Annotated in this window: 13 protein-coding genes; 6 read left to right on the top strand and 7 right to left on the bottom strand. The window is 68.3% G+C overall.

Features of this window, described 5'->3' with window-relative positions; translation table 11 throughout:
- Window positions 1-76 precede the first annotated feature (76 nt).
- From IEX37_RS00360 to IEX37_RS00340, 5 genes are all read left to right on the top strand, one after another.
- Window positions 77-721, top strand: a complete 645-nt coding sequence (locus IEX37_RS00360; RefSeq protein WP_188754261.1) for a TetR family transcriptional regulator — start codon at window positions 77-79, stop codon at window positions 719-721.
- 179 nt (window positions 722-900) lie between these two features.
- Window positions 901-2,052: a sugar ABC transporter substrate-binding protein gene (locus tag IEX37_RS00355; protein WP_188754260.1), complete on the top strand. Its 1,152-nt coding sequence runs from the start codon at window positions 901-903 to the stop codon at window positions 2,050-2,052.
- Entirely contained in the window at window positions 2,049-3,650 is a 1,602-nt protein-coding gene (locus IEX37_RS00350; protein ID WP_188754259.1) for a sugar ABC transporter ATP-binding protein, read from the top strand. The genes IEX37_RS00355 and IEX37_RS00350 overlap by 4 nt, the downstream gene beginning before the upstream one ends.
- Window positions 3,647-4,684, top strand: a complete 1,038-nt coding sequence (locus tag IEX37_RS00345) for an ABC transporter permease (RefSeq protein WP_188754258.1) — start codon at window positions 3,647-3,649, stop codon at window positions 4,682-4,684. The genes IEX37_RS00350 and IEX37_RS00345 overlap by 4 nt, the downstream gene beginning before the upstream one ends.
- 233 nt (window positions 4,685-4,917) lie before the next feature.
- Complete coding sequence (locus IEX37_RS00340; RefSeq protein ID WP_188754257.1) at window positions 4,918-6,051, top strand: sugar ABC transporter substrate-binding protein; 1,134 nt, start codon at window positions 4,918-4,920, stop codon at window positions 6,049-6,051.
- A gap of 57 nt (window positions 6,052-6,108) precedes the next feature.
- Here the strand turns inward: IEX37_RS00340 and IEX37_RS00335 are convergent, their stop codons facing one another.
- The 7 genes from IEX37_RS00335 to IEX37_RS00305 form a co-directional block, all read right to left on the bottom strand.
- On the bottom strand, window positions 6,109-6,534 hold the full coding sequence (locus IEX37_RS00335; protein WP_188754256.1) for a nuclear transport factor 2 family protein: 426 nt from the start codon (window positions 6,532-6,534) through the stop codon (window positions 6,109-6,111).
- Between the two features lie 13 nt (window positions 6,535-6,547).
- A complete protein-coding gene (locus IEX37_RS00330; protein WP_188754255.1) occupies window positions 6,548-7,717 on the bottom strand; it encodes an alpha/beta hydrolase family protein in 1,170 nt (389 codons plus the stop codon).
- A gap of 17 nt (window positions 7,718-7,734) precedes the next feature.
- The gene (locus tag IEX37_RS00325; protein WP_188754254.1) at window positions 7,735-8,523 is read right to left on the bottom strand and encodes an SDR family NAD(P)-dependent oxidoreductase; all 789 of its coding nucleotides are present in this window, start codon (window positions 8,521-8,523) and stop codon (window positions 7,735-7,737) included.
- The gene (locus tag IEX37_RS00320; RefSeq protein ID WP_188754253.1) at window positions 8,520-8,936 is read right to left on the bottom strand and encodes a VOC family protein; all 417 of its coding nucleotides are present in this window, start codon (window positions 8,934-8,936) and stop codon (window positions 8,520-8,522) included. Before IEX37_RS00320 ends, IEX37_RS00325 begins: the two co-directional genes overlap by 4 nt.
- Entirely contained in the window at window positions 8,926-9,486 is a 561-nt protein-coding gene (locus IEX37_RS00315; RefSeq protein WP_188754252.1) for a cupin domain-containing protein, read from the bottom strand. Before IEX37_RS00315 ends, IEX37_RS00320 begins: the two co-directional genes overlap by 11 nt.
- Window positions 9,483-10,613, bottom strand: coding sequence for an FAD-dependent monooxygenase (locus tag IEX37_RS00310; protein WP_188754251.1), 1,131 nt, complete (start codon window positions 10,611-10,613; stop codon window positions 9,483-9,485). Before IEX37_RS00310 ends, IEX37_RS00315 begins: the two co-directional genes overlap by 4 nt.
- 124 nt (window positions 10,614-10,737) lie before the next feature.
- Window positions 10,738-11,649: a LysR family transcriptional regulator gene (locus IEX37_RS00305; protein WP_188754250.1), complete on the bottom strand. Its 912-nt coding sequence runs from the start codon at window positions 11,647-11,649 to the stop codon at window positions 10,738-10,740.
- Between the two features lie 182 nt (window positions 11,650-11,831).
- On the opposite strand from IEX37_RS00305, the gene IEX37_RS00300 reads away from it, so the two are divergent.
- Window positions 11,832-12,767, top strand: a complete 936-nt coding sequence (locus tag IEX37_RS00300) for a VOC family protein (protein WP_188754669.1) — start codon at window positions 11,832-11,834, stop codon at window positions 12,765-12,767.
- The last annotated feature ends 15 nt before the right edge of the window (window positions 12,768-12,782 follow it).

The following is a 12,782-nucleotide window of genomic DNA, read 5'->3' as shown; positions in this document are numbered from 1 at the left end:
AGAATCAGAACGCACATTCTGAAATCGGTGTCGGCGATACCAGGCATGCTTCGCGTCGAGTGACAGACTCTTCCGCATGGCAACCAGCCCGGGGCTGCGACCCCCTCGCCAGGCGCGATCGCACCTCACGCTTCAGCGCATCCTCGATGCCGGGCGCGCGGTGTTCGCAGAGAACGGCTACGACGGGTTTACGATCGCCGAGGTGTGCCGCCGCTCCGGTGTCTCGGCCGGTGCCGTCTACACTCGGTTCCGCGACAAGGACGCTCTCGTGCTCGCCGTGCATGACCACGCCATGGCTGGCCTGCTCGACGAGGTCCGCGCGATGTTCGCCCCGGCGCGTGAGTGGGATGAGCTACCGACGGCCGTTCTGGTGGAGCGCGCCGTGCAATTGCTCTTCGCGCACTTTCGCCGGCATGCTCCGATCGTGCGCGCCGCGATCCTCCGGGCCGCGGTGGACCCCACGCTGCGCGCGAGCGGAGCGCGGGCTGTCGAGGCGATGTCCGACGCGTTCACGGCGCGTTTGCTCGATCGCGCCGCGGATTTCCCTCACCCCGACCGGGCGGCGGCCGTACGCTCGGCGTTCGCGATGTCGTTCGAAGCCGTATCCTGGGACGTCGCGTTCGGGGCCGAGTTCCGCGCGACCGGCGCCCTCGGCCCCGATGACCTGGATGAGCGCGTCCCCGCGCTGTGCCGGATGCTGCTGCTCACTCCTCCCGGCTGAGCGGCGAGCCGCTGTCGAAGCCAGGCCATCCCGGTTCACGATGGCTTCTATCGCCGGGTGGATGTGGTCATGGTAGGCCCAAGCCAAGTTGACTACCGGCAGGGGTGCCGTGCGGCACCCGTGCGGCAGCGTAGCCACCCTGATGGTGTGGACACTGCCGCCGACACCAGGAGGCAACTGTGATCAACCCGAGGTTCACGGCGACCGTGGCAGCACTCGCCCTGACAGCGCTCACGCTCGCTGGCTGCAGCAGCGACGAGCCGCCAGCCGCGGCGAATGACGATTCCACCCCCGCTGTCGAGATCAGCGACGAAGCGCAGGCGGCGCTCGATCGGGCGTACGAGGGCGTCGGATCGACGCTCGAGGACCTCGAGCCCGCCACTCCGCCGGAGGGAGTCAACTTCTACGTGATGTCCTGCGGCGAGCAGGTCCCGACGTGCAGCACGCCCGCCGCGGCAATGGTCGACGCCGCGCGCTCGGCCGGCTGGAACGCGCAGATCGTCGACGGCAGGCTCAATCCCGAGGGCTTCGCGACGGCGATCCGCCAGGCCATCGCGGGCGGCGCCGATGTGCTCGTCCCTGTTGGCATCGGCTGCGGTGCAGCAGCGTCTGCCTTCGCGGAGGCGAAGGCCGCCGGCGTGACCATCGTGGGCGGCGGCGGAGTGGACGACTGCGACCCGAAGGTCTGGGACTCGGAGCGGCTTTGGTTGGAGAACCCCGTAGCGCCGACGATCTTCCACACGATCGGCCATGTGAAGGCGGAGTACGCCTTCGGCAAGAGCGACGGCGACGTCAAGGCGATCGTCCTCAACCAGAGCACGAACGTGTGGGGCGGGTGGATCACCGAGGCATTCGAGGGCCGACTCGAGGAGCTCGGCGGCGGCGAGGTGGTCGAGGTCATCGACGTGTCCGACCCCGAGATCGCGGACGGCTCGTATCTGCAGAAGGTCACGAGCGCGCTCCTGGCAAACCCCGAGGTCAACACTCTCACCGTCCCCACGGATGGGATGCTCACCACGGGCCTGGCTGCTGCGATCACGCAGGCGGGATACGCCGACCAGCTGACCGTCATCGGTGTCTGGGGCTCGGAGGGGGCGATCGACATGATCCGCGAAGGCCAGCCCGGGATCACCGCCACGGTGGGTGTCGCGCAGGTCTGGGAGGCCTGGGGCTCGATCGATACCGCTATTCGGATCCTCAATGGCCAGGATCCGGCCTACATCGGCCAGTCGATCCAGGTCGTCGACCAGGATCGCAACCTGCCGGAGTCGGGACCGTACGACGGCAGCATCGACTGGAAGTCGAAGTTCCTCGAGGCGTGGGGCAAGTGACCTCCGTGACCTCGCCCGCGGGGGCGGCTGCCGCCGTCCCCGCGGGCTCCCTCGCATTGCGTCTGCGGGACTTGGACAAGGACTTCGCCGGCACGCGTGCCCTGAACAAGGCGTCGTTGGCAGTGCGCCGGGGCACGGTCCACGCGCTCCTCGGCGGAAACGGGTCCGGGAAAAGCACGACGATCAAGATCCTCGCCGGCGTCTACACCGCCGACGCCGGCGAGCTCGAGATCTTCGGGCGCGCCTACGATCTCTCGCACTACAGTCCGACGACCGCGCAGGACGCAGGATTGCGGTTCGTCCATCAGGACCTCGGACTGTTCAACGAGCTCTCCATCGAGGAGAACTTCGCCCTCGACAGCGGCTATCCGCGTCGCGGCGGGGGCATCGACTGGCGCGCGCTACGACACCACGTGCGAGCGCTGCTCGAGGAGTACGAGTTGAAGCTGGATCCGTCCCAGCCCATCAACACGCTTCGGCCGTCGGACCAGACGATGGTCGCCATCGCTCGCGCGCTCCAGGGCCAGACGAGCGGTCAGGAGCGCATCCTCGTCCTCGACGAGCCCACCGCGCGCCTCGCCGCCCACGAATCCGAGCTGCTCCTGGATCAGGTGCGGCGCCGAGCCGAGGCCGGGCAGACCGTGATCATCGTGAGCCACCGCCTGCGCGAGGTGCTCTCCGTCGCGCACGACTTCACGGTCTACCGCGACGGACGCGTGGCGGGAGCTCTCGTCGACGCCGCACCGAGCGAGGAGCAGCTCATCGAGCTCATGGCCGGCCGCTCGGTCGCCGCGCTGCGCCCTACGGGCCAGGCGTCGCATGCCCGCACCGAGGTGGTGCTGAGCGTGAAGAACCTGCGCTCGGGTCCCGTGAAGGGGGTGAGCTTCGACGTCCATCACGGCGAGATCCTGGGGCTGACGGGGCTGGTCGGGTCCGGTCGATCCTCGGTGCTCAAGACACTTTTCGGCGAGTTCGCGCCGTCCTCCGGCGACATGACCCTCGAGGGGAAGCGCTACGCGCCGTCATGCGTCAGTCAGGCGGTCGCGGCCGGTGTCGCCCTCGTTCCGGAGGACCGTGCGCGGGAGGCGGCGTTCGCGGACCAGTCCGTGAGCGAGAACATCTCGGTGGCCCGGCTCAAAGAGAACTGGTCCGGCGGGTGGATGCCGCGGAAGCGCGAGCGAGACGCCGCTCGCAGGCTGATCGCGGAGTTCGGGATCAAGACGGCCGGACCCGACGCGCTGCTGTCGTCGATGTCGGGAGGCAATCAGCAGAAGACCATCATCGCGCGATGGCTGAACCGGGCACCGCGGGTGCTGCTGCTGGATGAGCCGACACAGGGTGTGGACGTCATGAGCCGCGCCGACATCTATGCGCTCATCCGTGAGGCGGCGTCCCGCGGCTGCGCCGTGATCGTCGCCTCGAGCGACCTTTCCGAGATCAACGCCCTGGCCGACCGGACGCTCGTGCTCTCGCGCGGCAAGATCACCGCCGAGGTGCAGGCCGGAGAACTCGACGTGGACGGCCTGAACCGGCTGGTCCTGCGCGAACGCCCCACCTCCCCCGCCGACCCCGCTGACAAGACGGAGCCGAACGCATGACCAACAGCCCCCAGACCACCACCAACGGAAGCACCGCGTCCACGGCGACCGTGTCGATCCCCGTTCAGCGCACACCCTCCGCGCTGAAGCTGCTTGAGCGCTACGCGATGCCGCTGCTCACCGTGCTGGTGTTCGCGTTCTTCGCATTCTTCCCCCCGTCCTCGTCGGCCTTCCCCACGGTCAACAACCTCAACGTGATCCTGGGAAGCCAGGCCGTCGTCGCGCTCGTGGCCATCGCCGCACTGTTCCCCCTGGTCTGCGGCTACTTCGACTTCTCCCTCGGCGCCACCGCCGCCGTCGCCCAAGTCCTGTGTGCGGGACTCATGGCGCACTGGGGGCTCCCCCTGCCCCTCGCGATCATCATCCCCATCCTGGTCGGAACCCTCATCGGCACGGTGAACGGCTTCCTCGTCACCCGTCTTGGGATGAGTCCGTTCGTCACGACACTGGGTATGGGCATGCTGCTCGGCGGCATCACGATCTGGTACACCGGAGGTCAGACCATTATCAGCGGGATCGACCCGGCGATCTTCGTGTTCGGCTCGACGCGCTGGTTCGGCCTGCCGGTCGTGTTCTTCATCACGCTCGCTGTCGCAGCGGTCGCGTGGTACTTCTTCACGCACACGCCGTTCGGGCGCTCGCTGTATGCGATCGGCTCCAGTGCCACGGCCGCGAAGCTCGTCGGCGTGCCGGTCACGAAGAACGTGTGGTGGAGCTTCATCATCGCCGGCACGATCGCGGGCGGAGCGGGTGTGCTTCAGCTCGCCCGCATGGGAAGCGCGGGCGCCTCGGACGGCAACGCTCTGCTGTTCCCGGCGCTGGCCGCCGTGTTCCTCGGCGCGACCGCGATCCGGCCCGGCTTCTTCAACGTTGCCGGCACCGTGATCGGCGCGATCTTCGTCTCGGTGGCGGTCAGCGGCCTCGCGCTCTCCGGCGCCAGCGGCTGGGCGTCGTCGGTCTTCAACGGCCTGGCCCTGCTGACCGCGGTCAGTCTGTCGACGTACCTGGGCAGGCGCAAGCGCCAGGGATCGTAGAGGCCTGAACGAGGAGGGAAGCCCGGCGCGGAGACGACGGGCTTCCCTCCTCTCGGTCTCAAAGCTTCACCCGTGGCCACACCCCCGGCGACGATAGGTCTTATCGTCTTCGTGCACTGGCCGGTCTCACCCGGGACAGATTGACTGATCACGCGCGCGCGATGAAGCGCACGTGCGGCGGCGTTGCCAGCCCGGAGGGACGACGTCGCCGCCTACTCAGGAGGCAACCCACTGTGATCGCACGCAGGTTCACGGCATCCATCGCGGCACTCGCCGTCGCATCGCTGGCTCTCGCCGCATGCAGCACCGAGGAGGCGGACGCTCCCGGTGCGGACGACGCCGTCGCGAGCGTCGAGGCCCAGGAAGCGCTCGAGCGCGCATACACCGGCATCGGTTCTACCCTCGAGGATCTCGAGCCGACCAGCCCGGAGGAGGGGCTCAAACTCTACGTCATGTCGTGCGGTGAGCAGCTGGCGAGCTGCCACCTCCCGTCGGTCGCCGTCGTGGAGGCCGCCGAGGCAGCCGGCTGGTCCGGGCAGATCGTCGACGGCAAGCTCAACCCAGAAGGCTTCGCCACGGCGATCCGACAGGCGATCGCCGGCGGTGCCGACGTCCTCGTCCCGATCGGCATCAGCTGCGGCGCTGCTGCAGCGGCGTTCGCGGAGGCGAAGGCCGCCGGTGTCACGATCGTGGGCGGCGGCGGCGTCGACGACTGCGATCCCCAGGTGTGGGACAGTGAGCGCCTCTGGCTCCCCGACATGCAGAGCAGCTTCTTCCATGTCTTCGGGGAGCTGATGGCGGACTACGTGTACGGCAAGAACGACGGCGACGTGAAGGCAATCGTCATCAACTCCACGACGAACGCCTGGGGGCCGTGGATCACCGAGGCGTTCGAGGAGCACACCGCCGAGCTCGGCGGTGAGGTGCTCGCCGTGATCGACGTCTCCGATCCCGAGACGGCGAACAACTCCTACCTGCAGAAGGTCACCAGCGCTCTGCTGGACAACCCGGATGCGAACAGCCTCATCGTGCCGACGGACTCTTACCTCGAGACCGGGCTGGCAGCGGCGGTGAGCCAGGCCGGCTTCGCGGACCAACTCACCGTCATCGGTGGCTTCGGGGGCGACGGCGCCATCGACATGATTCGCAACGGCCAGCCCGGAATCACCGCCACGGTGGCCATGGGCAACGGCTGGCAAGGCTGGGGATCGGTCGACACCGCGATCCGCGTGCGAAACGGACAGGCCCCGGCGTTCATCGGTCAGTCCATCCAGGTGGTGGACGCGGCACGCAACCTCCCGGAGTCGGGCCCGTACGAGGGCAGCGTCGACTACCGGGCGCTGTTCCTTGAGTCCTGGGGCAAGTGATCGACGAAGAAGCCCGGCCCCTCTCGGGGCCGGGCTTCTTCGTCGATCAGCGGCGGCTCAGTGGGGAGTGCCGAGCTCGGCGGCCGTGCCGTCCGCTCGAACGGCGCGGAACGACGCGGCCGCCACGAGGATGTCGGAGAACCGGCCATCGGGCGCGATCCGGTAGGAGATGACGCCGAGGAACTCGAATCGGTCGCCCTTGGCCACGGGACCGAACAGCGACGCCGCGTTGTCGCGCTGCGCGACGAACCGGGTCTTCATGCGGATCGCGGCGTTCGTCTCCGAAGCGATGAAGTCGCTCGGAAACAGCTCCTCCGTGAACGTGTCCCAGATGCCGGCGTAATGATCCTTCATCGCCTGCACGCCCCAGTACTCCAGGGTTCCGTTCTGCACGTGCAGATCCGGGTGCAGGTAGTCGTCGAACGCCGAGTCGTCGCGCGCGTTGAAGCGCGCGATGTAGTCGTCGAACTTCTCCTTGTTCATCGAGTCTCCTCGCTCATCGTGTCGCCTCGGACAGGCCGGCGAACGTCTCTGCGATCCAGTCCGCCGTGTACTGGGCGACGTAGGGCATGTTGTCGAGCCCGATGTGCTCCGCGCCGCCCTCTTCCTGGGTGAAGATGCGCAGCTCCCTCTTCGGGGAGTTCACCGCGGCCTCGTACTGGGCGTGCGCGTAGTCGACCGAGATCTGGCGATCGCCGATGCCGTGCGTGACCAGGAACGGCACGGAGATCCGATCGACCACACCGTCGAGCGTCATCCCCCGGGTCCGCTCAAAGAAGTCATCGAGATCGCTCGCGCCGAAGACCCACTGCACGTGGTCCCAGTAGTGGGGAACCGGGTTCTCCCCCTCCCTCTGCTGGCGCTTGCGCTGGACCTCCGCCCAGTTGTAGTTCGCGCCCCACGCGACGACGAGCCGCACCCGCTGCTCGAACGCGGCCGCGCGCGGCGCGTAATAGCCGCCGAGCGACCAGCCGACCAGGCCGATCCGCGACGCGTCGGCCTCGGGAAGGTCCGTCTCGACCCAGTCGATGATGGCGTTGGCCCACACCTCGGTGTCGTAGCGCGCGTGCAGTCCGCGGAGGCGGAGCGCCTCCCCCGAACCGGGGCAGTCGACCATGAGCGTCGCGATCCCCCGCTCGGCAAGGAGCTCGGCGAAGCCCGAGTACACCATCATCTCCTTGGTGGAGTCCAGCCCGTTCCAGAGCACGACGAGCGGCACGGGTCCGTCGGCGGCGGGCACCGAGCGGAAGTATGCGGGCAGCTGCGCGCCCTCGTAGGGGATCTCCACCCGCCGGATCGGCGCTTCGGAGTACTGGATGTGCTTCTGCAGCAGGTCCATCGACTTCCGGTACGCGTCGTTGCGCCCCTCCCACTTCGGGGACTGCAGGCGCTCCGCCTGCGACGTGTACAGACTGGCCCGGTAGAACTTCTCGCCCGCGCCGCGGGTCCATCCGCGCGAGAGGTCGGCCTCGGCTGACTCGACCAGGCGATCCGCCACAGCCTGCCATGCCTCGTAGAGCTCCTCCGTGCCCGCGTCGTCTCCGTGCTGCGAGGCCTCGAGCACGGGGCGGCACGCCTTGTCGATGTCGTCGATCAGTCCTCCGTTGTTGAGGCATGCGACGACCGACATGCTCCAGACGTAGTTGGTGGGGAAATACATGTACATGATGCTCGCCTCTGAAATCAGGCCTGCGCGGAACGGACGGCGTCCGACAGGAACGTCGCCACGCCCGACAGGAATTGGCCGCCGTCCGCGGAGATCTCCGCGCCGGTGACGAAGGACGCGGCATCCGACAGGAGGAACACCACGACGGCCGCCACCTCGCTCGGCTCGCCGCCACGTCTCAGCGGGGACACCGCGAGGTTGGCGTCGAGGAACGGACGGGGCGCGCTCGCAGTCATCTCGGTATGGATGTACCCGGGGTGCACCGCGTTGACGCGGATGCCGCGCGGGCCGAGTTCGGTCGCGGAGGTGTGCGTCAGGCCGCGGATCGCCCATTTCGACGTGGTGTAAGCAGCCGTGTAATGGCCGGTGAGCCCCGCGGCGGAGCCGATGTTGACGATCGATGACCCGCCCGCCATGAGGGGTAGCAACGCCTGCGTGCCGAGCATCGCGCCCGTGACGTTCACAGCGAGCACGTGATCCCAGTCGCCACGCTCGACCGCACCGATCCGGACGCGGTGTGTGACACCCGCGTTGTTCACGAGGCCCTTGACGCGCCGGCCCATGAGTGAATCGGCGAGCGCCGCCCACGCCGCTTCGTCCGTCACGTCGAGGCGACGATACTCCACGGTGCCGGGCAGTTCTTCCGCCTGGGCGAGCAGCTCGGGCGCCTCCGCACGCACATCCGCCGCTACGACGTGCGCACCGTTCTCCGCCAGCAGCAGCGCCTCGGCGGCGCCCTGGCCCCCCGCGGCACCGGTCACCACGAACGTCTCGCCGGACAGACCCGGAAGCCGAATCCCGCTCATGTCCCCACCGGACCCTTCCGATCGACCAGTTCGATGAGATTGCCCTCGAGATCGCCCACGTACGCGAAACGAGAGGCCGGGTCCGGAGACGCCGCGGGCGGATTGACGATGGTCGCGCCCGCCTCGACGAGCCGCGCGAACTCTGCCTCGAGGTTCGCGACCCGGAAGCAGAGGTGGCCCCACCCGTGCGTGAGCATGGCGTCGGCGGCGTCCATCACCCGCTCCGGCGGTATGGATCCGCTCCGCTCGAGCAGCTCGATGGCGAGACCATCGGGACCGGTCAGGAACGTCCCCCGGAGGCCCAGCGCGGCCACGGCGAAGTCTCCCGTGCGTTCGAACCCGAAAGCCCTCTGATACCAGGCGGCCATCGCATCGAGATCGCGAACGGACAGGCCGATGTGATCAAGCCGCATCATCGGCTCCCTCCCGCGGACCGTGACGCATGAGGCTGTCGCGCACGTCGCCGGGAAGAACCTCCAGGACATCGTCCTGGAACTCTGCCCCGACGAGCACGAACGCGACGCGCGCGATCGTGTCGCCGCGGTTCGCCCACGCATGGTCGGTCCCCCGCTGGACGAAGATGTCCCCGGCTCGCGCCGTCACCTCGCTGTCGTCGAGGATGAGGGTGATCTCGCCCTCGAGCACGATGCCGTAGTCGATCGACTCGGTCCGGTGCATGGGTGACTGCAGGCCGCGTTCGTCCAGGTGCCCCGGCAGGAACTCGTTGATCCGGATGCGCGTGCCACGCGCCGGCGGCGGGACGGTGATGGCACCGGCCGTCGGGTCCTCGGCGCCCGCGTGGATCGCCGCCGGCACCGTGGGCGTGACCCATACTTCGTGGAACGCGACCCCGTCCTCCGGGAGCTCGCGCGTGACGGGGACCGGGCCGTCGCTGACGACCACGGACACCCCCGCGCCATCGTGCCCCGTGACGATGCGACGGGGAACGCGGAAGCCGCTCACGGGGCAGCCACCAGCTCAGCGAGGGCCTGCGCCATGACGCGACCGGGCTGGGCGTCCGGGGACCCCGGGTGGCACTCCCAATACGCGAGCTGCAATGAGGCGTCCACGACGCCCTTGATGCGTGGGATGCGCCGCTCCTGGAACTCGGTCAGGTGCGCCTCCAGGTCCCCCTCCCGCGTGACGTAGTCGGCGATGAGGAGCGCGTCCTCGACGCACTGCGCCGCCCCCTGCGCGATGAGCGGAGGGACGGCATGAACCGCCTCGCCGAGGGCGATGACGCGCCCGCGGTGCCACGGCTCCTCGACGAAGATCCACTCGATCTCCTGGAAGTTGAGGTAGGTCGACTCGTTCAGCGACTCGCGCAGCCAATCGAACTCCCCGTGGAACGGCTCCATGAGGCGCTTCATCTCTTGCCAGTCCGGCAGATCGTTGGGCGTGCGCTGCGGCTCGCACAGCACGAAGACGTAGCACTGCGTCGCGCTGATCGCGGTGTACCCCACCTTGTACGCACCCTCGTCCCCGGGCGCGGGGTACGCGATCCCTCCCGTCATCTCGGGCAGCCTGTTCGTCACACCGCGCCAGATGCCGAGCCCGCTCGACGCCCGCTCGGCCGTGATCCCGAGCTTGGGGCGCGTCGACGACTTGATGCCGTCGGCGGCGATCATCAGGTCCCAGAACTCCGTGGTGCCGTCGCTGAGGAGCACCGAGACGGAGTCGCCGTGGTTCTCGAACGAGACGACCTGCGTGCCGAGCCGGAACTTCACGCCGAGTTCAAGGGCTCGTTCCACGAGGATCTCGTGCACGTCGGCACGCAGCGCGCCCAGCGTCGCCGGGAGGTCCTCTCCGCCCGTCTTCGGCGTCTGCAAGCGCATCATCACGCTCCCGTCGGCGTGGAACAGCGTGACGCCGTCCGCCCCGAAGCCGCGGCGGAGGATCTCGTCCACCACCCCGATGTCCTGGAACACCTTCAGGGCATTGCCCTGCACGGTGATGCCGTGGCCGACGCGGGCCCACGCGGGCGCTCGTTCGACGAGCGTCACGTTCTCAACGCCCCGCAGCGCAAGCGCGATCGCGGACGTGAGACCGGTGAATCCGCCACCGAGGACTAGCACGGAATTGACCGTCATTTCTTCACCGACTCCAAACCGGGCGCTCCCTCGCACCCCGTGGAGACGCTATTGCCCGTGCGGCGTCCGACGGTAGCGGCAGTGCCCGATGCCAGGCATCGGCGAACAGGCTGACCCGCGCAACTCAGGTCTCAGGCACGCCGCCGCGCGCTGCTGCGGCGATCGTCTCTCGCACCCAGGCGTGGGCAGGATCGCTGGAATGCGCCGGGTGCCACCACAGCCGCTCGATGAGCACGACGGTCTCGAAGGGCGTGGGCACGGCCACCGTTCCCGTCATGCCGCTGTTGCGCTCGACGAGCCGGCGCGGGACCACGCTGATCAGGTCCGTGCCCGAGACGATCAGCGGGATGGGAAGAAGCGAGGACGTCGTCACCCTGACGTCGACCGTGAGGTCGAGCTCATGCATGCGGCGCTCCGGCCCGGTCACGTGTCCCGGTCCGAAGTCACAACGGACATGCGGCAGCGCCAAGAAGTCGTCGAGCGAGATCTGCCCGCCCCCGATCGCCGGGTTCTCCCGGTCGGCGATCACGACGTACTCGTCCCGGAACAGCTCGACGCTGTCGCTGTGGATGCCCATTCCCGGAACCGCGACCACGAAGTCGTGAGCGAGCAGATCGCGCTCTCCTTCCGCCGGGCTCTCGGGAAGCCTGCGCAGGTCGAACCGCAGCCCGCGGGCGGCGCGCAGGAGCCGGAAGTACGGGCGCAGCTCGACCGCCGCGTAGTCGGTCAGCTGTACGCGAAAACGCCGCTGCGCCTCGCTGGGGTCGAAGGTCTGCTCGACGCCGAGCGCCCGCTCGACGAGCGGGATCGTCAGCTGCACCTGCGGCAGGAGCTGGCGCGCAAGCGGTGTCAGCTCGTAATCACGTCCCACACGCACGAGCAACTCGTCCTCGAACTGCCCGCGCAGCCTCGAGAGCGCAGCAGACATGGTCGACTGTCCCATGCCGATGCGCTCTCCCGCACGGGTGACGTTGGCTTCCTCGAGCAGCGCACGCAGCGCGACGAGGAGATTCAGGTCCGGGTCGTCTCCGCCCACAATCACTCTCCTTCGAGTTCCGCCCCACATTACCGATGCGTGTCGGTGCAGAACGTCACGACCGCACACCGCCGCCGTCCGCGATGTGTGGTATCCATCGGGGCAGTGGTCGGAGGACGTCGAGCCGTCTTAGATTCGGAGCGCGCTGTATCCGTGCGCGCACATTCCACGAAAGGTCGATGATGACTGAGCGACTCGTCTCCCATCTCCGATACGCGGCGCTTGCCGTGCCCAACTTCGACGAAGAGACCGAGTTCTTCAAGAAGCACTGGGGCCTGACGGAGCTGGAGCGGACCGAGGACCTGGCATACCTCGTGGCCGAGGGGTCCCCCGAGCCGTACATCCTGCGCCTCCGTCGCGCTGAGAAGCGCATCGATTTGGTCGCTTTCGGAACGAAGGACCGGGGGGACCTCCACAAGCTGGCGGACAAGCTTCACGCGGAGGGCGTGCAGTTCGTCCACGAGCCCCGCGAGCTCTCGCAGCCCGGTGGCGGCTACGGATTCCGGGTGTTCGACGGCGACGGGCGGGTGCTGGAGTTCTCGACGGAGGTCGAGCTTCGGCAGTCGCGCAAGATCCGCGAACGTGAGCCGATCCCGGTCAAGCTGTCTCACGTCGTGTTCAACTCCGCGGACCTCAACACCAGCGCGCAGTGGTACATCGACCACCTCGACTTCGCGATCTCCGATTCGCTCGTGACGCCCGACGGGCGGGAGCTGATGCACTTCCTGCGCACGAACCCGCACCACCACTCGATCGCGATCGCCCAGGGACCTCACCACTCGCTGCACCATGTCTCTTTCGAGATGCGCGGCATCGAGGAGTGGATGCGCGGCACCGGCAAGATCCTCCGCTCCGGCACCCGCATGATCTGGGGACCGGGCCGTCACAACGTGGGCGACAACACGTTCGCGTACTTCCTCTCGCCTGCGGGAAACACGATCGAGTACACGACCGAGCTCGCCGTGCTCGACGAGGACACGTGGCACCCCTCACGCATGGACGTGAGTGACTTGGACACCCAGGACCAGTGGGGCACGGCCGCGGAGATGAGCGAGCTCGTCGCGCGCGAGTCGTTCAACGACATCGACAAGGGACTGTTCGTCGCACCTCCCGTGTGACGATCGGCGATCGCC

This window comes from Microbacterium album (genome assembly GCF_014643695.1).
GTDB lineage: Bacteria > Actinomycetota > Actinomycetes > Actinomycetales > Microbacteriaceae > Microbacterium > Microbacterium album.
Note: the sequence above shows the minus strand (reverse complement) of the source record. Positions and strands in the feature narration are given on the sequence as shown.